General features: G+C 32.9%; 22 protein-coding genes and 1 riboswitch. Of the genes, 4 read left to right on the top strand and 18 right to left on the bottom strand.

Going from position 1 to position 21,901, the window contains the following annotated elements; genetic code table 11:
- Positions 1–4 precede the first annotated feature (4 nt).
- Positions 5–1,261, top strand: coding sequence for a tRNA modification GTPase (locus Q0910_RS16810; RefSeq protein ID WP_299218946.1), 1,257 nt, complete (start codon positions 5–7; stop codon positions 1,259–1,261).
- A gap of 41 nt (positions 1,262–1,302) precedes the next feature.
- Positions 1,303–1,542: a hypothetical protein gene (locus Q0910_RS16815; protein WP_299218948.1), complete on the top strand. Its 240-nt coding sequence runs from the start codon at positions 1,303–1,305 to the stop codon at positions 1,540–1,542.
- Here the strand turns inward: Q0910_RS16815 and moeB are convergent.
- From moeB to Q0910_RS16860, 9 genes are all read right to left on the bottom strand, one after another.
- Positions 1,517–2,578: a molybdopterin-synthase adenylyltransferase MoeB gene (gene moeB / locus Q0910_RS16820; protein WP_299218950.1), complete on the bottom strand. Its 1,062-nt coding sequence runs from the start codon at positions 2,576–2,578 to the stop codon at positions 1,517–1,519. The genes Q0910_RS16815 and moeB overlap by 26 nt on opposite strands.
- 32 nt (positions 2,579–2,610) lie before the next feature.
- Entirely contained in the window at positions 2,611–3,750 is a 1,140-nt protein-coding gene (gene thiH / locus Q0910_RS16825) for a 2-iminoacetate synthase ThiH (RefSeq protein ID WP_299218952.1), read from the bottom strand.
- Positions 3,747–4,100, bottom strand: coding sequence for a four helix bundle protein (locus Q0910_RS16830; protein WP_299218955.1), 354 nt, complete (start codon positions 4,098–4,100; stop codon positions 3,747–3,749). Before Q0910_RS16830 ends, thiH begins: the two co-directional genes overlap by 4 nt.
- A gap of 65 nt (positions 4,101–4,165) precedes the next feature.
- Entirely contained in the window at positions 4,166–4,939 is a 774-nt protein-coding gene (locus tag Q0910_RS16835; protein ID WP_299218957.1) for a thiazole synthase, read from the bottom strand.
- A gap of 61 nt (positions 4,940–5,000) precedes the next feature.
- Complete coding sequence (locus Q0910_RS16840) at positions 5,001–5,783, bottom strand: hydroxymethylpyrimidine/phosphomethylpyrimidine kinase (RefSeq protein WP_299218958.1); 783 nt, start codon at positions 5,781–5,783, stop codon at positions 5,001–5,003.
- A 7-nt stretch (positions 5,784–5,790) separates the two neighbouring features.
- Positions 5,791–6,399: a thiamine phosphate synthase gene (locus Q0910_RS16845; protein WP_299218960.1), complete on the bottom strand. Its 609-nt coding sequence runs from the start codon at positions 6,397–6,399 to the stop codon at positions 5,791–5,793.
- Between the two features lie 63 nt (positions 6,400–6,462).
- Positions 6,463–8,322 carry a phosphomethylpyrimidine synthase ThiC gene (gene thiC, locus Q0910_RS16850; protein WP_299218962.1) on the bottom strand — a complete coding sequence of 620 codons (1,860 nt, stop codon included), beginning with the start codon at positions 8,320–8,322 and terminating at the stop codon, positions 6,463–6,465.
- A 47-nt stretch (positions 8,323–8,369) separates the two neighbouring features.
- Complete coding sequence (thiS, locus tag Q0910_RS16855; RefSeq protein ID WP_299218964.1) at positions 8,370–8,570, bottom strand: sulfur carrier protein ThiS; 201 nt, start codon at positions 8,568–8,570, stop codon at positions 8,370–8,372.
- A gap of 78 nt (positions 8,571–8,648) precedes the next feature.
- A riboswitch (TPP riboswitch) is annotated at positions 8,649–8,746 on the bottom strand.
- Between the two features lie 63 nt (positions 8,747–8,809).
- Positions 8,810–11,029, bottom strand: coding sequence for a TonB-dependent receptor (locus Q0910_RS16860; protein ID WP_299218967.1), 2,220 nt, complete (start codon positions 11,027–11,029; stop codon positions 8,810–8,812).
- A 360-nt stretch (positions 11,030–11,389) separates the two neighbouring features.
- On the opposite strand from Q0910_RS16860, the gene Q0910_RS16865 reads away from it, so the two are divergent.
- Positions 11,390–13,819 carry a hybrid sensor histidine kinase/response regulator gene (locus Q0910_RS16865; RefSeq protein ID WP_299218969.1) on the top strand — a complete coding sequence of 810 codons (2,430 nt, stop codon included), beginning with the start codon at positions 11,390–11,392 and terminating at the stop codon, positions 13,817–13,819.
- Here the strand turns inward: Q0910_RS16865 and Q0910_RS16870 are convergent.
- The 9 genes from Q0910_RS16870 to Q0910_RS16910 all read right to left on the bottom strand — a co-directional run bounded on the left by Q0910_RS16870 (position 13,816) and on the right by Q0910_RS16910 (position 20,391).
- Entirely contained in the window at positions 13,816–15,168 is a 1,353-nt protein-coding gene (locus Q0910_RS16870; RefSeq protein ID WP_299218971.1) for a sigma-54 dependent transcriptional regulator, read from the bottom strand. The genes Q0910_RS16865 and Q0910_RS16870 overlap by 4 nt on opposite strands.
- 184 nt (positions 15,169–15,352) lie before the next feature.
- A complete protein-coding gene (locus Q0910_RS16875) occupies positions 15,353–15,667 on the bottom strand; it encodes a hypothetical protein (protein ID WP_299218973.1) in 315 nt (104 codons plus the stop codon).
- A 212-nt stretch (positions 15,668–15,879) separates the two neighbouring features.
- Positions 15,880–16,281, bottom strand: a complete 402-nt coding sequence (arfB, locus tag Q0910_RS16880) for an alternative ribosome rescue aminoacyl-tRNA hydrolase ArfB (RefSeq protein ID WP_299218975.1) — start codon at positions 16,279–16,281, stop codon at positions 15,880–15,882.
- Positions 16,278–17,843, bottom strand: a complete 1,566-nt coding sequence (locus Q0910_RS16885) for a DUF4301 family protein (protein WP_299218977.1) — start codon at positions 17,841–17,843, stop codon at positions 16,278–16,280. Before Q0910_RS16885 ends, arfB begins: the two co-directional genes overlap by 4 nt.
- Before the next feature lies 1 nt (position 17,844).
- Positions 17,845–18,408 (bottom strand): ATP-binding protein, encoded by a 564-nt coding sequence (locus tag Q0910_RS16890; RefSeq protein ID WP_299218979.1) that lies wholly within the window; start codon positions 18,406–18,408, stop codon positions 17,845–17,847.
- Positions 18,369–19,001, bottom strand: a complete 633-nt coding sequence (gene pnuC, locus Q0910_RS16895; protein ID WP_299218980.1) for a nicotinamide riboside transporter PnuC — start codon at positions 18,999–19,001, stop codon at positions 18,369–18,371. The genes Q0910_RS16890 and pnuC overlap by 40 nt, the downstream gene beginning before the upstream one ends.
- Complete coding sequence (locus tag Q0910_RS16900; RefSeq protein WP_299218981.1) at positions 18,985–19,245, bottom strand: hypothetical protein; 261 nt, start codon at positions 19,243–19,245, stop codon at positions 18,985–18,987. Before Q0910_RS16900 ends, pnuC begins: the two co-directional genes overlap by 17 nt.
- 100 nt (positions 19,246–19,345) lie before the next feature.
- Positions 19,346–19,720: a GxxExxY protein gene (locus Q0910_RS16905; protein WP_299218982.1), complete on the bottom strand. Its 375-nt coding sequence runs from the start codon at positions 19,718–19,720 to the stop codon at positions 19,346–19,348.
- Between the two features lie 32 nt (positions 19,721–19,752).
- Positions 19,753–20,391: a 4'-phosphopantetheinyl transferase superfamily protein gene (locus Q0910_RS16910; RefSeq protein WP_299218983.1), complete on the bottom strand. Its 639-nt coding sequence runs from the start codon at positions 20,389–20,391 to the stop codon at positions 19,753–19,755.
- Positions 20,392–20,528: 137 nt separating this feature from the next.
- Between Q0910_RS16910 and ahcY the strand changes: the two genes are divergently transcribed.
- The gene (gene ahcY / locus Q0910_RS16915) at positions 20,529–21,845 is read left to right on the top strand and encodes an adenosylhomocysteinase (protein ID WP_299218984.1); all 1,317 of its coding nucleotides are present in this window, start codon (positions 20,529–20,531) and stop codon (positions 21,843–21,845) included.
- The last annotated feature ends 56 nt before the right edge of the window (positions 21,846–21,901 follow it).

Below are 21,901 nucleotides of genomic sequence, written 5' to 3' on the forward strand. Positions count from 1 at the left end.
AATAATGATACAACAAACATTATGTGCAATTGTACTTTTAATCCTAGGTTTTAACTCTTATGGACAAATAAAATTTGAAAAAGGATATTTTATTGATAATAATGGTGTCAAAGCGGAGTGTTTTATAAAAAATAAAGATTGGAGTGCTAATCCAACAGCATTTAAATACAAAACTACTTTAGATTCCGATTCTAAGACTAAAACAATACAAACTGTCCAAGAATTTGGAATTTTAGAACGATCAATTTACAGACGTTTTGAAGTTTCTATGGATCGTTCTACAGATAAAATCATTGAATTAGGATCTGATCAGGAGCCTCAATATACCAAAGAAACTATCTTTTTAAAAGTTTTGGTTGATGGAGATGCTGTACTATATGGGTATACAGAAAGTGACTTTGTGCGTTTTTTTTATAGCATAAAGGGTGCTAAAGTAAAGCAATTGATTCACAAGAGATATCTATCAAAAGAAGGTTCCGTAGCCAAAAATAATCAATTTAGGAGACAACTTTGGAGTGATCTGCGATGTGAAAATATTCAAATGAAAGAAGTACAAAATCTTGATTATTACAAAAAGGATTTGATAAAATATTTTATTAAATATAACACCTGTTTAAATCCTAGTTTCAAATTTATAGAAAAAAAGAAAAAAGCGAGTGAGAGTTTTAATATCAGCATTCGTCCTGGGGTACATCAATCTAGACTTACCTTAGATGACAATAGCATTAGCTCCTTTACTAAAGAAGTTGATTTTGGAAATGATCAAAACTTTAGAATAGGTTTGGAGATAGAATATATTTTACCATTTAACAAAAGTAAATGGTCTGTATTTATAGAACCGACTTACCAGTCTTACAAGGTAGATGAAAGAGAAGTGGATTTTTTACCTTCAAGTGTAGTAGTAGCGTCTAGAACTACTGCAAGTGTAGATTATAAATCTCTAGAATTACCAATTGGTATACGACATAATTTATTTGTCAATGATCATTCTAAAATCTTCTTAAATGGTGGTTTTGTTTTTGACTTTCCATTGGATTCAAAGATAGATTTGATCGTAGACATAACAGGAGGAGCTAATTTTAATGTCATAGATAATGAGATTACGTCATCTTCTAGTTTTGCATTCGGTATAGGATATCAATACAAGAAATATAGTATTGAACTAAGGTACCGAAGCAATAGAAATCTTTTTGTCAAGGATATAAATACAAACTCTAAATACCAAACCGCAGCACTCATTATTGGATATACCCTTTTTTAAACGTTTTAGAAAACGAACATGTAAAAACAAAAAAGGAATTAATGAAAAAAGTATTAGTATGCTTGTTGCTACTATTGTATATAGAGATAAGGAGTCAGGAATTACAAGAAGTAATCTCTACTTCTCCAGAAACGGTAGCTATAGAGAAATTTATAAATACTCCAGTAAATTATAACAACATTTTTACCCAGCAGCATTCAGATCTCTTATACACGATCAAGACCAGGTCGGGCTTAGAGGTGCCTATTTATAAAGTTAATAAGACGACAAACCTCCCTTAAGGTTGATTAGATACAGGTCATCTCTTTGTTCATAAATAATTTCAATCGCTTTTTTGCTTCGTACACCTGATTGACAACAAACTACGATTGGTTTGTGATTATTTAATTCTAAAGTTCGATCTAAAACCAGATCTAGAGGTATATGTATTCCTCCAATATTGAATTTATTATATTCTTCTATTGTTCTAACATCTAGAATTTGATAATTCTCAAGATTTTGTTTTAATTCTGAAGGTGTAATTTCCTCAAGAATATTTGGCTTAATCCCACAGAAAAAATCATAGTCATTTTCTAGTTGATTTACTTCTATATCATGATTCTTTTTGAAGCTGAGAACCTGTTGTTGTAAGGTAAGTGCATCGAAATAGAGTAATTTCCCTTTTAAAACTTCACCTATTCCAACAATCATTTTAATAACTTCATTCGCTTGAAGACTCCCTATAATTCCAGGTAACACTCCTAAAACACCAATATCTGAACAATTTGGAACAGCTCCTGATGCTGGCGGATTAGGAAATAGACAACGATATGTAGGACCATTTTTATAATTCAACACAGAAACTTGTCCCTGAAACTTAAAAATTGAACCAAACACCAAAGGTTTATCGGTTAATACACAGGCATCATTTACCAAGTATCTCGTTGGAAAATTATCACTCCCATCTACAATAATATCATACTCAGAAAAAAGTTCTAAAGCATTATCTATATCTAATTTCTCTTCATATACTTTAAAAAACACAAAAGGATTTAGTCTGGATAGTTTTTCTGAAGCTACTTTAGCTTTTGATCTTCCTATATCATCAATTGTATAGAGTATCTGCCGTTGAAGATTCGTTTGATCTACTACATCATCATCAATAATCCCAATTGTTCCTATACCCGCTGCTGTAAGATACTGTAGAACTGGACAACCTAAGCCTCCTGCACCAATTACCAGGACTTTAGCAGATGTTAGTTTATTTTGTCCTTCTTCTCCAATTTCATCAAGGATAAGATGACGGTTGTATTGTGTTTTTTCTTCTTTGCTTAGCATATTACAAAACTAGCTTATAAAGATATTACAATTTATTGCCAATTATGAGCCCAATCTTTCCAAACGACTTCTAACCCTTTAGATTTTAACATCGTGACAATTTCTTCTGTGGAACGTTCATCAGAAATTTCAAACTGCTCCAATGATTGAGGTTCTACTACATATCCTCCAGGATTTGTTTTAGATTCAGCGCTAATAGAGGTAACACCTAAGTTTACAATATTTTCTCTAAAGACTTCACTTTCTCTGGTAGACATAGATAATTCTACATCCTCATCTAATAAACGGAATGCACAGATTAATTGTACTAAATCAGAATCTGTCATTTCTACTTTGGGCTCTAATCCGCCACTATGAGGTCTAAGCCTAGGAAATGATATTGAATATTTTGTCTTCCAATATGTTTTTTCTAAATACTGCAGATGTAAGGCAGTAAAAAAACTATCCACTCTCCAATCCTCTAAACCGAATAGAGCTCCCAAACCTATTTTATGAATCCCTGCTTTTCCTAATCGATCCGGAGTTTCTAATCGATAGTCAAAGTTTGATTTTCTTCCTTTTGGATGATTCTTTTTATATTCACCCTTATGATACGTTTCTTGATATACAAGCACAGCATATAAGCCACTATCTATTAATAATTCATAATCTTTTTGATCCATGGGTTGCACCTCTATAGTAATATTCGCGAACTTAGATCTAATTAATCTAATGGCATTATTAATATAATCGACTCCAACGGTGCGATTTGCTTCTCCCGTAACCAACAAAATATGATCATATCCTTTAGATTTCAGAAAATCTACTTCTCGTAAAATTTCTTCATCCGATAAGGTTCTTCTTGGAATTTTATTAGTTATACTAAACCCACAATACGTACAAATATTTTGGCATTCGTTACTTAAATACATCGGAGCATACATCTGGATAGTATTGCCGAAACGTTTCTTAGTAACCTGATAACTTAATTGCGCCATTTGCTCCAGATAAGGTTTAGCTGCTGGAGAAATTAGGGCTTTGAAATCCTCAATAGTTCTATTACCAGCATTTAATGCTTTCTGAACATCTTGTTCTGTTTTACTAAGGATATCAGATAAGACATGATCCCAATTATATTGATCGAATATGTGTTTGAAACTGGTATCGGATATCGGGTATCGGGTATCTGTCATTGTGCAATTGCTTTAACTAAATTATACAGCATTTTTCTTATTTGTATGGTCTGATTTAGCAAATCCGAAGCTTGTTTCTCGTTTAAATAATCTAGATCATTCGATAAAATCAAAAGATATTCTACTTCTGAAATTGATCCAGAAGCAATTCTTAAGTATCTTGCAAATTCTTTACTCGAATCGTGTCCACAGCCTTCAGAAATATTTGTTGGAACAGAGGAAGAAGCTCTTCTAATTTGAGATATAATCCCAAACTTTTCTTCACTTGGAAATTCTTTAGTAGCATCATAAATTAACAAACATAGCTTGTGACTTCTCTCCCAAACTTTTAATTCTTTTAAGTCTCTCATTTAATACTTCTAATTTTTATAACATAAATTACAAAACCGATACCTGACAGCCGATACCCTCATTTTTAATCTTTAGATAAAAATGAAGTCAAAGGACTACTGGCTTCTGCGTGTTGTTTACTAGGAGCTAACTTGGCATTATACGCCAACCGACCGGCTTCTACCGCCATTTTGAAAGCTTTGGCCATTACAATCGGATCTTCTGAAACCGCAATAGCAGTATTCACTAAAACTGCATCGGCACCTATTTCCATTGCGTGAGCGGCATGTGATGGACTACCAATACCTGCATCTACAATAACAGGCACATTACTTTGATCTATTATTATCTCTAAGAAATCTATTGTTCTTAAACCTTTATTACTTCCTATAGGTGCTCCCAATGGCATTACACATTGAGTACCTACTTCTTCTAATCGTTTACATAAAACTGGATCAGCATGAATATACGGCATTACTACAAAACCAAGTTTTACTAACTTTTTTGCAGCTTTTAAGGTTTCTATAGGATCTGGTAATAAATACTTCGGATCTGGGTGAATTTCTAATTTAATCCAATTTGTTTCTAATGCTTCTCTTGCTAATTGAGCTGCAAAGATAGCCTCCTTAGCATCTCTCACACCTGAAGTATTGGGTAATAAATTAATCCTAGGATGATCCAAATGAGTTAATATATCATCTTCATTATTAGTAACATCAACCCGTTTAAGTGCCACCGTTATCAATTCACTTTCTGAAGTTAATAATGCTTTTCTCATCAGATCAGACGAACTAAACTTTCCTGTTCCGGTAAACAATCTGGAGGAAAACTCTTTATCTGCTATTTTTAATGTATCCATTTTCTAGCCTTTAGCTTCTAGCTGATTCGCCATTAGCATTTTTATATTTTTTATTCAATCTTTATATATTATGATACCCTAAAAGTGTGTTATTAGAACTCAATACTTTTTCGGTGTATCGTTTTCCCCTAAAACATGATTTTAGTAAAGAAAAACCCAATGCGAATTGCGCAGTTATGGCTGAGGATACTACACAACCGCTACCATGTTTTTCTGTTATATTTTTACTTTTTGGATTTAACACAAAATATTTCCCTTCGTTGGTAAATAATTCATCTTTTCCCAACATTTCTTTTCGGTGTCCACCTTTTAGAAATACATTAGTTTTACTGCTAATGTGTCTCACTGTCTCTTCTATAGTTTTATCAGTGTAAAACATCTCAATTTCTTCGTAATTAGGAGTCAACAGATATATTTTCTTTAGCACTTCTTCAAAATAGTTCTTGATACTATTGAGATCAGGATTACTAGAACTACCATTTGGGGAATGAAAATCAAAGTCAGAACTAGATTTTAGCACTGGATCCAAAACAATTTTTACATCGTTATTTTTCTCTAACAAAAAATCAATAATTTCATTTAGAACTTTCCAATTCTGCACAATGCCAATCTTTACATAATCAATATTGAATTTTTTAAAAAGAATTGATATCTGACTTTTGATCACCTCAACATCGTTCCAAATACATTCTTCAAAATCAGTATCATTTTGGACCGTATTTGCCGTACAAACAGCCAGACCATAACACTTTAAAGCTTCAAAAGTTTTAATATCTGCCGTTAATCCAGCTCCTGATGATGGGTCAAAACCTGCTATGGTAAGTATGTTTGGCCGATTTCTCATAAGAACTTTAGTTGATATCTTTTATGACTTGATCGTCAGCTTTTTTTATTTTCAAAAAGCTATTTAAAGGATCTTCAGTATTCCAGACACCTCCTAAAACTCCCACTCCTTTAAACCCTAAATCATAGGTTTTTTGTAAAGTAGTTTCATTAATTCCGCCCATTCCGATGATCGTATAATTCAGATCGTTTACATCAAATCCTTTCCCTTCATAACCAGCTTTAGAAATTGATCCAAAAACAGGACTTAACAAAACATATTCGAAATCCGACTTACATGCCACAATATCCTCTTTAGAATGAAAAGAACTTGTAACAGAGAAACCTTTGTTTTTATATACCTGAATTGTTACATCCAATGCATCTTCCAAGTCGATACGTGGTTGTTCTTGTAAGTGTATTCCTCGTAACCCATATTCCTGAGTTAATTCGGGGAATTGGTGTATCATAATTCTATTATGATATTTCGTTTCTATTTGATCTAATAAGGAGCGATATCCATCAATTGTAAATGTTGGTTTACGCAGATGCAATATTTGCAAACCAGTTTCAAACAATGCATTGATCTTATCTGCTTCGTTTGGCACTGGTTTTTCTGATGTGAGAACTATTATCATAATTCAGGTATGAGGTTTTAGGATTGAGGTATGAGGTTTCTTCTCACACCTAAACCTTGTTATCTATAAATATACTTCGCTTCCTTTTTCTTTAAACTCTTCTGCCTTTTCCTGCATTCCTTTTTCTAGTGCTTTCTGATCATCAATTTCCTTCTGAGCAGCATAATCTCGTACTTCTTGCGAAATTTTCATAGAACAGAATTTTGGACCACACATACTACAGAAATGAGCAATTTTTGCTCCTTCTGCTGGTAATGTTTCATCGTGATATTCTCTTGCTCTTTCTGGGTCTAAAGCTAAATTGAATTGATCTTCCCAACGGAACTCAAATCGAGCTTTACTCAATGCATCATCTCTATGTTGTGCCCCTGGATGTCCTTTTGCTAAATCAGCCGCGTGAGCTGCCAATTTATATGTTATTACACCAACTCGTACGTCTTCTTTATTAGGCAATCCTAAGTGTTCTTTTGGTGTTACATAGCACAACATTGCTGTACCATACCAACCAATCATTGCTGCACCTATTCCAGAAGTAATATGATCGTATCCTGGAGCAATATCAGTAGTTAATGGGCCTAATGTATAAAAAGGTGCTTCTCCACAAGCTTCTAATTGCTTATCCATATTCTGCTTGATCATATGCATCGGCACGTGTCCTGGACCTTCTATAAAAGTCTGTACATCGTGCTTCCAGGCAATTTTAGTAAGTTCTCCCAATGTTTCTAATTCTGCGAATTGCGCCTCGTCATTAGCATCAGCAATAGATCCTGGACGTAAACCATCTCCTAATGAGAACGCCACGTCATAAGATTTCATAATCTCACAAATATCTTCGAAATGTGTATACAAAAAACTTTCTTTATGATGCGCCAAACACCATTTTGCCATGATCGAACCTCCACGAGAAACAATTCCTGTGACTCTTTTCGCAGTCATCGGCACATATGCTAAACGAACACCTGCATGTATGGTAAAATAATCTACTCCTTGTTCTGCTTGTTCGATCAAAGTATCTCTAAAAATTTCCCAAGTAAGATCTTCTGCCTTACCATTTACTTTTTCTAAAGCTTGATAGATAGGCACTGTCCCAATTGGTACTGGAGAATTACGAACGATCCACTCACGTGTTTCATGAATATTCTGACCTGTAGAAAGATCCATAATATTATCTGCTCCCCATCGACAAGCCCAAACTGCTTTTTCTACTTCTTCTTCTATACTAGAGGTGGTAGCAGAGTTACCAATATTAGCATTTATTTTCACTAAGAAATTACGCCCCAAAATCATTGGTTCTGCTTCCGGATGATTTATGTTAGATGGGATTACCGCTCTTCCTCTTGCTACTTCTTCTCTTACAAACTCTGCTGTAATCTTTTTTGGGATACTTGCTCCAAAATCCTGACCAGGATGTTGATTAGCTATTCGGGTTGCTTCTTCAATTTTTTGATTTTCACGAATGGCAACATATTCCATTTCAGGAGTAATAATTCCTTGTTTGGCATAATACATCTGAGAAACATTCTTACCAGCTTTTGCCCTTTTAGGCTTTCGTAAATGATTAAATCTAAGATGATCTAAACTAGCATCATTTAAACGTTGATTACAATATTCTGAAGAAAAACTATCTAGCTCTTCTACATCACCCCGATCCATAACCCATTGCTCTCTAATAGGTTCAATTCCTTCGTGTACATTTATTTTTTTGCTAGGATCTGTGTATGGTCCACTAGTATCGTATACTACCACAGATTCATTTGGTGTTTTTTTTCGAGTCATAGAATCCACAGTATCGCTCAATTCAATCGCTCTCATTGCAACTTTAATTTGTGGATGAATGTTTCCTTTTACATAGATTTTTTTGGAACTTGGAAAAGGAGTCGTTGTTATTTTTCCTTCTTGCGGTGCGGTATCTTTTTTCTTCATAAATATATCCTTTTAGCTTTTAGTAATGGCTTAATTTCTGTTTGTATTTATCCTCCTTGAGTAGCTTGTATGATGGTAATATTATCTTGTCCTTGAATAAGGGTTTGACTCCACTTACTTTTAGTAATGATTTCATTATTAACGGCAATAGCAATTCCATCTTTGGAAAGACATAAGTGTTCTAATAAAGATTCTATCGAACTATTAGCTGAAACAATTTGCTCTTGATTATTAACGTTTATGGTCATCTTTTTAGATTTAAATCCATAAACTTTAGGTAAAGACCTATTTTGAGAAGAAAAACCAAATTCTTACATCTTGTATAAGAAATGATATTAACTTTTCCCTTCGTCAGTATTAACTGAATCAGGTTCAAAGGGTATTTCTCAGACTTCAATACTAGAAGACACCCCTAAAGTTTATTTTATAAAAGTACTAAAACCCAGAAAAACTATAACAAGAAATTACTGTTTTCTGGGCTTTATTATTAAAATTTCAATGTCGCTCCAACCAAAAAGTTAATTCCCGCTTGAGGATAGAATCCGGCTCCTTCTATTGTAGTCACTGTTCCTGGATTTGTAAAATCGTCATCAAAAGTGAAAAAATATCCATTCGACACGTATTCTTCATCAAAAATATTATTCACTAAACCAGTAAGGATAATAGATTTAAAAACAGGAATATCTTTGATTTCGTAAGCAACATTCAGATCATTGATAAAAAAGCTATCTAATTTAGAAGTTTCACTATCAATATTACCTAAGTACTGTTCTCCTACAAACTTTGATAAAAATCCTATTCTTAAATTATCAATAGGTTGATACTGTATAGTATTTGCCGCAACTAGATTTGGTGAAAATGAAATATTTGTATCTCCTAAATTTGTAAGCACACCATCACGTTGGAAAAAGAAATCTTTATTCTTATTAGTACTTATTGCGACATTTGGAGCAATCATAAATTTAGATCCTAAAGTAACCACCGCATCTATTTCGATACCTGCTCTATAACTTTTTCCACTGTTAGCTCGTATCGGAGCTCCTACATTGTCCAAAGCACCTGTTAGTACCAACTGATCTGTAAAGTTTAAATAATAAGCATTTACACTTAAATTAAGTTTAGAGCTCCTATGACGCCATCCTAGTTCAAAATCATCAAGACGTTCTGGTCTTGGTGTTCCATTTTCAAAGTCGGTTCTATTCGGTTCACGATTGGCACGTGCATATGATGCATAAAATTGATTTTTATCATTTAGTTTAAAGGTTGTTCCAACCTTGGGATTAAAAAAGCTATAACTTTCATCAATTACAAATTCTTCTATATCCGAGTTGATACCATCGGTATTATAGTCAATGAACCTTCCTTGTAGATCTAAATAAAACTGCCATTGTTTGTTTAAACGATAATTTCCTTTCGCAAAAACGGACATTTCTCCCTTATCACCTGTCCCAAAATAATACTGATCGCCTAATTCAGAATCACTGGCAAAGCGCGCCCATATAACTTCTCCAAAATGATCCCCATCATACTGACTCCAATAGAGTCCAGACGTCACATCCCAAGAAGTGTCTTTGTAATTAATATTTGCATTTATCACATAAAAATCGTTATCCAACCATCGTCTTCGTATGATATCCGATGTGGTTATCGTTTCTCCACCTATCACAACCTCATCAAGCCCGTAAAAAGCTAATGTACTTTCATTCCCAAAATTGATATTTTGCTCAAACCAGTCATCTACATATTCTTCAAAAAAACCACGCCCATATGTGTAATTTAAACTGAGTTGTGAACTCCAATTATTAGTGTATTTTTGATTCCAATGTAATTGATAATGATCCTGTTTATAATTATCTACCTGATTTTCATGAAATCCTTCAGGATTACCCACATCATCAAAACGTGCTCCAGCTGGATTAAAGGTTCGATCACTCTCTAGAGTCGCAGCATCGATTCCAAACCAAGATTGATAAGTAATTTCAGATCCTGCAAAATTGATTGCTTTGATTAAGGTGTTCTGATCTTTGTAAGCACCTTGTAAAAAATAGGATTTAAGATCTGAAGATGCACGATCTACGTATCCATCTGATTTAATCTGTGATAATCGTCCTGATATTTCAATATGTTTATTTAAAAGCCCGGTACTAAATTTTACATTGTGCCTGCGGGTATTAAATGATCCCACAGAGTGCGAGGTTTCACCATAAGCTTCATTTGAAATAACATCAGTAAGAATATTTAAACTAGCTCCAAAAGCTCCAGGACCATTCGTAGAGGTTCCTACTCCACGTTGCAACTGTAAACTTTCTATCGAAGAAGTAAAATCCTGCAAATTAACAAAAAAAGTAGTGAGGCTTTCCGCATCGTTATACGGAATTCCATTAATAGTAACATTAATTCCTTGGTTTCCTGTTCCTCTTACTCTAAAGCCAGTATATCCAATACCTGCACCTGCATCTGATGTTGTTACAACCCCTGGAAGAAAATTAAGTTGCGTCGCTATATCCTGACCTAAATTACGCTCTGTCAATTGTTCTTTACTCAAATTAGAATGTGTAATAGGTGAATCTGCGTCCACACGAACAGATTTAACTAAAACTTCATCTAGTTTTTCTATTCCATTTGTTATGGTATCTTTTTGTTTTTCTTGAGCTGATAATTGTAAACTCAATGCCAAAATGGTAAGACAAAATAATAGGTTTCTCATTCGTAAAAAATATTACGAATAAAAGGGGTAATTATTCTAAGATTTAAAATTAAATTAAAAATTGTACTGACTATACAATACTGTTTATTGTTTCCCTATTGAGCTAGTATACCAAACGGATATTATTAGCTTATGGCTGTCCCTTGGCAGCATTACCTGCCCAGGTTCATCGGGTGTGATCTCAGCCTTTTAAAGTTGTAAATTTTAAGCTATGTTACTTAACACTCTTAACTCAAAATTCAAAACAATAAAAAAGCACCCCTTTGAGATTTTGCTGCAAAAGTACTATGTTTAATTGATTTATCGTAACTTTATTTAGACATAAAAACAATGCTTCTGTTTTTTTGAAGTTAGTATAGTATGAAAAACACAAAACGTTCTATTACGTTAAAAATAATTGCTGGTTACACACTGGCAATTGTACTTGCAGTAATTGCTTTTTGGGTGATCTACAGGCAGTTTAGTAATTATTCTGAAATTACTAAAATAAAAAATGATAATAACGAAAAACTTTTCTTAGTTGGCGAAGCCATAACGGGTCTTTACGAGGCAGAAAGTCTAACAAGAAATATTATCCAAACTTCGGATACAGAGAAGTTCAAAAACTATACGACAAAAATTGACTCTATCATAAGTACTATAGATAGAGTTAGTGCAATGTCTCTCGACACATTACAATCCAGAAAAATTGACAGTATTAAGATCTTAATTGACAATAAAAATCAAAACTTTGAGAAACTTATTGCAATTTATGAGCAAAGTAAAGAAAAAGGGTTGCAGGAAAATGTAATGGACCAATTAAAGAAGAATGAAAACTTTGGAAATTATACCGATTATGATAAACGCTTTAGGAAATATAGTCCGCAGAAAAAAGAAGCTATTATAGCTTGGTTGGAATATACTAGAAAAGATAACGAAGAGCGTTTAACTAATCAAACTATTGATTCTATTGCCAGATCCATTTATCAAGCACTTTCGGATGCTGAGGAAAAAGAAAGAAGATATCAAAGACAGATCAAAGCTAGGGAAAATAAACTTTTAAAGAATGATCAAATTATTACCCGACAGCTCCGAGATTTAATGGCTGCTATAGAAGATAATGAAAGAAAGGAGTACGTTGCAAAACTAGAACGATCTAATAGCATTCTTGATAAAACCGCTCATTTCATTATAATCATTACCGCAATTAGCTTAATAATTGCCATTACGTTTCTCTTTTTGATCACCAAAGATGTATCGAAGAGTCAAAAATATCGAAACGAATTAGAAGCGGAAAAAATATATAAAGAAACGCTCTTAAAAACCAGAGAATCTTTAATAAACACCGTAACACACGATCTGCGTTCTCCCTTGAATACCGTTATCGGATATTCTGATTTGTTGGAAAAAACAGGTTTAACTAATAAGCAAAAACATTATTTGGGTCATCTCAAAAAATCATCTGATTATATTCTCCATTTAGTAAACGATCTGCTTGATTTATCTAAGCTTGAAGCAGGTAGAATGGTGATAGAGGAATTACCTTTTTCTCCTAAAAAATTAATCGAAAACACAATTACGAGTGTTATTCCTGTAAATGATAGTAAGAATTTAGAAATCTTAATAAATTCGGACAGAGAACTAAACAAACAATTTTTAGGGGATCCATTTAGAATCAAACAAGTACTCACTAACTTATTAAATAACGCGTACAAATTTACAGATCAAGGATCCATTACAATTGATAGTAAAATTACACAAAACGGTCTTGCCGAAAAAGAGCTTGTAATTTCTGTAAAAGATACCGGTATCGGAATAACAAAGGAACAACAGAAATTTATTTTCGAAGAATTTTCACAAGGAGATGATGATACTGAAAAGAAATATGGTGGTTTTGGTCTAGGATTAGCTATTACTAAAAAAATAATTAAGCTTCTTAATGGAAAGATTAAACTAGAAAGTGAACCGGAAGAGGGTAGTAATTTTAGTTTTTGTATCCCTATTAAACTTGCTAAAACTCAAATTCCAGAGGAAGAAAATGAATCTTTAGAAATTCAGCATTTCACGAATAAAAAAGCTCTTATTGTAGATGACGATCTTAGTCAACTAGATTTAACTAGTGAAGTAGTATCCTTGATCAGTTTATCCTATGACATCTGTGAAAATGGTTTAGATGCCTTAGAACTTTTAAAGAAAAATAACTACGATCTAATTCTTACAGATATACAAATGCCCAAAATGGATGGTTTTGAACTACTAAAAACCATTAGAAATAATACTGCTTATAAAGATTTACCAATTATTGCTTTATCCGGTAGAACAGATACTTCTATATCGGAGTATGAGAAAGCTGGTTTTTCAGGAAGTCTTCGTAAACCATATGCTCCACAGGCTTTGATAGAATTAATTGCAAGTATTTTAAAACTTGATACTATCAATCTTGATTATGAAAATTCGATATCTGAACAAGAAAAAGAAACTAATTACTCCTTAAGCGACCTAATGCTTTTTGCTCAAGGAGATACAGAATCTCTTTATGCCATTTTAGAAACTTTTTGTAATAGTACCACGGATCATATAAAGGAGCTTAAGGCTGCCATTAACAATCAAGATTTTAAACAGATTAAAAGACTAGCTCATAAAATGCTGCCAATGTTTAAGCAAATAAAAGCAAAAGAAATCGTACCAATCTTAGATACGCTAGAGCATCAAGACAATTATGAGTTGAGCACTAAAGATATCCTTGAACTTACAGAGAAAGGAGTGAACAAAATAGAAGATTTAATCGATAAGCTCAAAGTTAAAAATTAAAGACTGATATCATATTGCTTTAACTTATTATAAAGTGTCTTTCTATCTATATCCAGCATTCGTGCCGCCTTTGCTTTATTACCGTTTGCTTTTTCCAAAGCATCCAAAATCAATTCTTGTTCATTTTGATTCTTAAATAATCCATAGGTTTGTTTGGCATTATGAGAAGCATATGCAACATCGTTGGGAAGTACATCCATGGTAATCATATCATTCTGAGAAAGCAATACAGATCTTTTTACAATATTTTTTAATTCTCTTAAATTTCCAGGCCAATCGTATTTCTTAAATGTATCCAACACTTCATCAGCAAATCCAACAACATGCTTATCCAGCTCTACATTAGATTCCTCAAGAAAATAATTTGCAAACAGCATCAAATCTTCAATTCTGTCCTTTAATGGTGGTACTTTTATTGAAAACTCATTCAAGCGGTGATATAGATCTTCTCTAAACTCTCCTTCTTTTACCGCATTGCTAAGATCTTCATTTGTAGCGGCTATAACACGGATATCAACTTCTATTTCTTTATTACTTCCTACGGGCTTAATCTTTCTTTCTTGTAATGCCCTAAGAAGTTGAACTTGCAATTCATAACTAAGATTACCTATTTCATCTAAAAACAAGGTTCCGCCATTAGCTGCTTCAAAATGACCTACTTTATCATTTACCGCACCGGTAAAAGATCCCTTGATGTGTCCGAAAAACTCACTTGATGCAATTTCTTTTGGAATCGCTCCACAATCCACTGGAACGAAAGGTTTATCTACTCTTTTGCTTGCTTTATGTATACTACTAGCTACATATTCTTTTCCTGTACCACTATCTCCAATGACTAGCACAGACATACGAGTAGGAGCCACCAATGCAACATATTCATTCAATTTTTTAGAAGCATCACTGATTCCTTTTACAAAAGAATTATTTGTACGAGCAATCTTCTCTTCTTTTTTAGGCGCTTTACTATCACCAAATTCAGACTCTTTAGTGTCTACTTTTAGTGCCTTTTCAATAATCTGAAGTATCTTATCGGGATTAAAGGGTTTAGAAACATAATCAAATGCTCCTTGCTTGATAGCGTTAACCGCCATGTTTATTTCCGCATAACCAGTCATAATCACAACCTGAGTCTTTGGATTCTTTGCCCTAATATCGTCTAACAACGTGATACCATCCCTATCTGGTAATCTTACATCCGTGAGTACAATATCAAAAGTATGCTCCTGTATCTGTAAAACGGCTTCATTACCAGAAAATGAAGTGGACACCTCATATCCTTTTTTTTGCAAAAAAGTTTTGAGCATCGTACAAAAAGCTACATCATCTTCAACTATCAGTAATTTGGACATATTGATATCATTTAATTTTAAATGTATGGTATAAAATTAAACATTAAAAACATTTAATTATTCTCTAACATAAAAGAAACATAAAAAATAAAAAAGAGACCCTTGGGATTGGGTCTCTTTTTAGCACTAAACAACTTTATATCGTCTTTTGGTTGCAAAACGATATCCTTTTCTACCCCTAGATTTAAGATTTGTCGTCTGGCTTTATCCATTCGCCATTAGCGCTAGCAAATACAACTTTTGTGTAGTTATCTTTACCTTTAAGAACAATCTTATATGAATTATCCTTAGAAATATATGCTTTGTAAATACGTAAGCTCTCAAAATCTCTTGCAGCCGCATCCTGAATTGTCATTGGTAGTTCCACGATTTCAATTTCAGTATATTCCTGCAGTTCATATTCATAATCCATAAACTCCCATCCATCATTCTCAGCCAACTCATCTTGTGCTAACACTCCTTGGGCTGATATAATACTGACTACTATTGCGATGATCATTTGTAAATTTTTCATTTGATTATAATTGTAAACACCTGTTTTACGATTATATATAGAGGAATAATTGTTCCAAAAAGTAAATAGATAAAAAAATGCAACAAACTACTGATTTACAAGTGTTTAAATATTTTATTTTAGATCAGAAATCTGTGGAAATCTGTAGATTCCACATAAAAGTGTAGAAATTATACACACTTTTTTAGAAGAGATAATTACATTAGAGGTTTTTTACGATTAGATTTTTTAAACGCTTGTCTTTTTTTGTTTTCCAAACGTTTTCTAATAGAAGACTTAGAGGGTCTAGAAGCCTTTCTTGGTTTAGGTATATATAAACTTGCTTTTATAATCTCTAAAAATCTACTAATTACAAGTTCCTTATTTCTGTGTTGACTTCTTGTGTCTCCACATTGTAAAATTAATTCGCCTGATTTAGTAATTCGTGATTTTAACTTATTGGTAATTCGTAACTTTTCTTCATCAGTAATACCTTTAGAGTCTATTACATTAAAACTAAGCTCTATCTTAGAAGAAACTTTATTAACATGCTGACCACCGGCACCAGAACTTCTAATGGCTTTGAACTTCAATTCATTTATGATAAGAGAAACATTCACGAAAAAAGTTTTACTTGATGTGCTGACTTTAATAGATCATTTACTGTTTTCACAGGATTAAATGTAGTTAATGGTACTTCTACAAAAACACTAATCCAATTAGCCATTGCACCGTTCCATAACCCTGGTAACTCTAATGCTTTTAATACCTGTCCGTTAAGAGATTTCGTTGTTATAAAACCGGCATCCGGATCAACAAAATCAAGTAAATTAAACTTATTTCCTTTGTAATCACGAATACCACAAACTAGATCTACAGGATTAAAGTGAGTTGCGCTTTTTAAAATATCTCGTTGTCTATTATCTTTTATATTTATTTGTGGGGTTTCAATAATCTGCAAAACCAATCTCCCATTCTCTCTTTTTACCCAAAAAGGACCTCCTCCAGGTTCTCCTTCATTAATTACCATACCACATACTCTAATAGGCCTGTTTAATGATTCTTTAAGAAATTGAAGTTTATATTTTTCCGAAAACTTATCAAAATCCAAAGGTAACCTCACATTAAGCTGCTGTACCAGAAATTTCTTGATATCTTTTAGTTCAGCTTCTGATGGAATATTTTTATCAATAGTACTTAATATTCTAAAAACTTCATCCTGAATTTCAATTAATTTACCTGCCAGTACTTTCTTATATCCCGATACCTCATCCTGATATTTACGAACTACAACATTGTCAATATTTTTAATATATACGATATCCGCATCCAGATCATTTAGATTTTCAATCAATGCTCCGTGACCTCCTGGCCTAAATAATATAGAACCATCTTCCATTCTAAACGGCTCATTATTTTTATCAACTGCAATGGTGTCCGTTTCTGGTTTTTGAAAAGAATACGTAATTATAAAATTGGTATCTGTTTTTTCTTCTACTTTTTTCTTGATCCTTTCGAATTCATCTTTAAATGCATCGAGATGTTCTTTGGAAATTGTAAAATGCAACTTAGAATCTCCTGTAACATTTTTGTTGTATCCTGCAGCCTCAAACAAATGTTCTTCAAAAGAAGTAGATATACTATTTGTATATTTATGAAAAGGCAGTAATCCTTTTGGATATACTCCAAAATTCAACCCTTTTTCTTTTAGCATCATTTCTATAAAAATATAGAGCTGTCTTCCTTCTGATAAGGATTCAAAATTAGGATAAGAACTCTTTATTCTTTGCATTACGATATCATAAAAAGGAAATTTTTCTAAGCCTATTAAAAAAAGTCGTATAGCATTTGCCTTTTCGTGATTAGTATACGAGTTTAAACTTTCTTTTTCATACTCATAGTTATCCAAAAATTTAAATAATTCTTTAAACATTCGGGTAGCAGCACCAGAAGCAGGTACAAATTTGATCGTGTCCAGACCAGAAGACCTAGACTCATATAACTTAGTCAATTCGGTCTGGTAGTGCTCAGAAAATCTTAAAATTCCATTATCAAGACTAGCAGCACTTCTTAATGCCACAAAAGGAATTTCATTTTTAAATGTCTCTATCTGTCCTAATACTTTTTCTACAGTTAAGCCTTTGGATGTAATCAGCTTAATATCTTTATCGGTAATATTCACGTTACTTCTCTATTAATTGATCAATAGTCTTTATTGCTTTTTTAAAACGAAATTCAGCATCTCCTTTTAATGTAATGTAATTACAATTGTTTTGCTCCAGAGATTCTTTAAAACGCAAAAACATTTCTTCTCTCTGATATGGTTTATCTCTTAGATCATCAGGAATCCATGGTGTGTCAATATAAGTTAAAAGATACAAATCATAGCTGTTTTCTAATGAAAATTTACGTATGATTTCAGGAACCGATCCATTATAATATGCTTCAGAATACACTTTGATTTCAAGAAGATTCGTATCGCAAAATAAGATTCTGTCTGATTCTTTTATGATTTTATTTTCTAATCTCATTTGTCCCACAGCAATTGGAATCAAATCCTCATATGTACATACTTCTTTATCAGTGTCCCATTTCTTCTGAAGATACTCTCGCATATATTCTGGCACCCAAGAAGCATTATAATGTTTAGCTAATTGTTTAGACAAGGTAGTTTTACCTGTTGATTCTGGACCAAACAATACTATCTTTATGCTATTACTAGCGTTTTGTCTAAGCTTTTCTTCCATGCTAAATACCCTTGAATTGCCATAATTGTGAAAATCAAATATTGAAAGCTGGTAAAAGTAAATCCTTTATAAAAATATAAAGGAATAGAAATGACATCACCTATTATCCAGAAAATCCAATTTTCAATTTTTCTTTTAGCCATAAGCCACATACCAACAAAAAATATAGCTGTTGTCAATGTATCCACATAAGCTGTCCAGTCATTCCATTTATCAAATGTTTTATATACAATATAAACAAAAATTAATGTTGCAATAAAAATTGTTATTTCTATGATTTTTTCCTTGGAATTTGTTCTGGAGATAGGAGTAGTATGTGTTTCATCAATTTTTCTTGTCCAAATATACCAGCCATAAATACTCATTATAAAATAATAGGCATTTATCATCATATCACCTAATAAGGACCATTTTAAAAGTAAGTATACATAAATAGATGTACTTACCAAACCCGTAGGATACACCCATATTTTATTAAACCAAGCAAAGAAAACACTTGCAATTCCAAATAAAACTGCAGTAATTTCTAGAGAAATATCTAGTATTGAATATTCTGTATATTGACCAAAGAGAAAATCAAAAATTTGGTTCATAGTCGCTTCTATTGCTTTTTACCATTTTCATATATACTAAAACGTGTTCCATATCTCCAAATGCCTTCTTAATTTCTTCTGTGAGAAAGGGCATCATCTTATCATACTCTCCATATATTTGAGTACTTAATGGATTTTCTAAGACTGTAAAATCAGAATTTCGCAGCCTTTTTATGAATCGAATAATGTGTTGTTCGAAATCATCTTGTAAAGGAGTAAGTGTTAGTTCTATTGATATTTGCATATATATTTATTTGCCACGAATACACGAATGTTTTTTTACAACTCTCTTATTGTTTGCATAATTAACTCCGTATAACATTCAAAAACTAAGTTTCAAATTGTCATAAAACAATTCTTTGATAATCTAATCTTTCAGATTCGAAATTAGCAAGAATCGCTAACTTATTTCCTGAAACTTTTAAATAATTTAAGCATTGCGCGATATGCACCTCATGTGTGTATTTCACAGATTTAATTTCCAGAACAATCTTGTTATAAACCACAAAATTAGTATAAAAATGATGTTTTAAAACAACATCCTTATAGTAAACATCATATCGTTTCTCTCTTTCAAAGGGAATTCCTCTTGCTCTAAACTCACACTCAAGTGCATCTCCATAAACAATTTCTAAAAACCCTCCTCCCAAATTATTATGCACTTCAAACAAAGCCCCTAACACCTCGTAACTTTCTTTTTTATGTATTATATGTCCCATAAAATATTCGTGTATTCGTGGCTTAAAAATTATCACAATTCATATGGAAGTGCATATACACAGGTAAAACCATCAAACTCTGCAAAAGTAATATCATAATGATTTATGTTATCGTTATGATGAATACTACCTGCAGTAAATGGCATGTTTAGATCAAACGGCATAATATGAATGTTCTGCTCAAAACTCAATCCAGCAGTTCCGTATAATTTATACAAAGATTCTTTGGCTCCCCAAATAACTGTTAGTACACGTGTTTTTTCCTCCTCTTCATATTTACTTACAAATTCTTGTTCTGATTCCACAAATTTATGAGCAATCCGATGAATTTTTTCGCGCTGTTTCTCAATATCGATACCTACAAGTTTATCACTAACAATTATTCCTGCATATTCATAAGAGTGTGTTATCGAAATTTGTTTCCCATCTTTTAGGTGAGGTTTTCCAAAATCATCATAGTATAAATCATGATCCGTATACCCAAAAATTGCTAATAAATGCCTAATACTCATAAAACCTCGCTTGTGCATATCAGATTTCATGTTATCTACTCTATTTTGACAATGATTCGTTAACTGAATCCCTTCAGAAAGAGCGTCAAAAGACTCTTCTATCTTCCAAATCAATATGTTAGTACTTTGATCGACTGTTATAGTTTTGTAAAGAGGCATGTGAAATATTAAAGTTATTATGTACCTTTGCAAACTGAAAATCAGGAACCAGTAGCATGATTTTCAGTAGACGAATTTAGAATAATTTAGTGCGAAATACTAAAATTATTGCACTTCATAAACATAAAACAGATACTATGAGTACCAAAACAGTACCTTATGTTCCTTACAAGGTGAAAGACATTTCATTAGCTGCATGGGGAAGAAAAGAAATCGAACTAGCTGAAGCTGAAATGCCAGGTCTTATGTCACTTCGAGAAGAGTATAAAGATGAGCAACCTCTAAAAGGTTCTCGTATTGCAGGTTGTCTTCATATGACTATTCAAACTGCAGTGTTAATAGAAACATTACAGGCTCTTGGTGCAGAAGTAACATGGAGTTCTTGTAACATATTTTCTACTCAGGATCAAGCTGCTGCTGCTATTGCAGATGCAGGTATACCGGTATATGCTTGGAAAGGTATGAACGAAGAGGAATTTGATTGGTGTATCGAACAAACTTTATTCTTTGGAGAAGATCGTAAACCATTAAATATGATTCTTGATGATGGTGGAGATTTAACAAACATGGTTTTAGATCGTTACCCAGAACTAGCTGATGGAATCAAAGGTTTATCTGAAGAAACTACTACAGGAGTTCACCGTTTATATGAGCGTGTAAAAAACGGAACTTTACCAATGCCAGCCATTAATGTTAATGATTCTGTTACGAAATCTAAATTTGACAATAAATATGGTTGTAAAGAAAGTGCTGTAGACGCTATTCGTCGTGCAACAGATATTATGTTAGCCGGAAAACGAGTAACTGTTTGTGGATATGGTGATGTTGGTAAAGGTACTGCTGCTTCTTTTAAAGGTGCAGGAAGTATCGTGACCGTAACTGAAATTGATCCTATTTGTGCTTTACAAGCTGCAATGGACGGTTTTGAAGTAAAGAAACTAGAAACGGTTATAGGAAATAGCGATATCGTAATTACTACAACAGGAAATAAAGATATCGTTCAAGGTCATCATTTTGAAGCTTTAAAAGACAAAGCTATTGTATGTAATATCGGGCATTTTGATAATGAAATCGATATGGCTTGGTTAAACAAAAATCATGGACATACTAAAGATACTATTAAACCTCAAGTTGACAAATACAATGTGAACGGAAATGATGTTATCATTCTTGCTGAAGGTCGTTTAGTAAACTTAGGTTGTGCCACGGGTCATCCAAGTTTTGTAATGAGTAATTCATTTACAAATCAGACTTTAGCACAAATTGAGCTTTGGAAAAACAGCGAAAGCTACGACAATGATGTATATATGCTACCAAAACATTTAGATGAAAAAGTAGCAAAATTACACTTGGCTAAAATCGGAGTTGAACTTACTGAATTACGTAACGATCAAGCTGAGTATATTGGTGTAACTGTAGATGGGCCATTTAAACCTGAACATTACAGATACTAAAGTTAGACTGCTGGCGCTTCTAGATGTTTAGATCGCTTCGCTGTTAGAATATAGAT

This window comes from uncultured Aquimarina sp. (assembly GCF_947495315.1).
GTDB lineage: Bacteria > Bacteroidota > Bacteroidia > Flavobacteriales > Flavobacteriaceae > Aquimarina.

What these genes read in the sequence shown, in the direction of transcription:
- ahcY (WP_299218984.1), top strand. Translation starts at nt 20,529, where the DNA reads ATGAGTACCAAAACAGTACCTTATGTTCCTTACAAGGTGAAAGACATT.
- moeB (WP_299218950.1), bottom strand. Translation starts at nt 2,578, where the DNA reads ATGCTAAGCAAAGAAGAAAAAACACAATACAACCGTCATCTTATCCTT.
- pnuC (WP_299218980.1), bottom strand. Translation starts at nt 19,001, where the DNA reads ATGAACCAAATTTTTGATTTTCTCTTTGGTCAATATACAGAATATTCA.
- Q0910_RS16905 (WP_299218982.1), bottom strand. Translation starts at nt 19,720, where the DNA reads ATGGGACATATAATACATAAAAAAGAAAGTTACGAGGTGTTAGGGGCT.
- Q0910_RS16900 (WP_299218981.1), bottom strand. Translation starts at nt 19,245, where the DNA reads ATGCAAATATCAATAGAACTAACACTTACTCCTTTACAAGATGATTTC.
- Q0910_RS16860 (WP_299218967.1), bottom strand. Translation starts at nt 11,029, where the DNA reads ATGAGAAACCTATTATTTTGTCTTACCATTTTGGCATTGAGTTTACAA.
- thiC (WP_299218962.1), bottom strand. Translation starts at nt 8,322, where the DNA reads ATGAAGAAAAAAGATACCGCACCGCAAGAAGGAAAAATAACAACGACT.
- Q0910_RS16875 (WP_299218973.1), bottom strand. Translation starts at nt 15,667, where the DNA reads ATGATCATCGCAATAGTAGTCAGTATTATATCAGCCCAAGGAGTGTTA.
- Q0910_RS16840 (WP_299218958.1), bottom strand. Translation starts at nt 5,783, where the DNA reads ATGAGAAATCGGCCAAACATACTTACCATAGCAGGTTTTGACCCATCA.
- Q0910_RS16890 (WP_299218979.1), bottom strand. Translation starts at nt 18,408, where the DNA reads ATGGAAGAAAAGCTTAGACAAAACGCTAGTAATAGCATAAAGATAGTA.
- Q0910_RS16870 (WP_299218971.1), bottom strand. Translation starts at nt 15,168, where the DNA reads ATGTCCAAATTACTGATAGTTGAAGATGATGTAGCTTTTTGTACGATG.
- Q0910_RS16865 (WP_299218969.1), top strand. Translation starts at nt 11,390, where the DNA reads ATGAAAAACACAAAACGTTCTATTACGTTAAAAATAATTGCTGGTTAC.
- Q0910_RS16910 (WP_299218983.1), bottom strand. Translation starts at nt 20,391, where the DNA reads ATGCCTCTTTACAAAACTATAACAGTCGATCAAAGTACTAACATATTG.
- Q0910_RS16815 (WP_299218948.1), top strand. Translation starts at nt 1,303, where the DNA reads ATGAAAAAAGTATTAGTATGCTTGTTGCTACTATTGTATATAGAGATA.
- thiS (WP_299218964.1), bottom strand. Translation starts at nt 8,570, where the DNA reads ATGACCATAAACGTTAATAATCAAGAGCAAATTGTTTCAGCTAATAGT.
- Q0910_RS16830 (WP_299218955.1), bottom strand. Translation starts at nt 4,100, where the DNA reads ATGAGAGACTTAAAAGAATTAAAAGTTTGGGAGAGAAGTCACAAGCTA.
- thiH (WP_299218952.1), bottom strand. Translation starts at nt 3,750, where the DNA reads ATGACAGATACCCGATACCCGATATCCGATACCAGTTTCAAACACATA.
- Q0910_RS16810 (WP_299218946.1), top strand. Translation starts at nt 5, where the DNA reads ATGATACAACAAACATTATGTGCAATTGTACTTTTAATCCTAGGTTTT.
- Q0910_RS16835 (WP_299218957.1), bottom strand. Translation starts at nt 4,939, where the DNA reads ATGGATACATTAAAAATAGCAGATAAAGAGTTTTCCTCCAGATTGTTT.
- Q0910_RS16845 (WP_299218960.1), bottom strand. Translation starts at nt 6,399, where the DNA reads ATGATAATAGTTCTCACATCAGAAAAACCAGTGCCAAACGAAGCAGAT.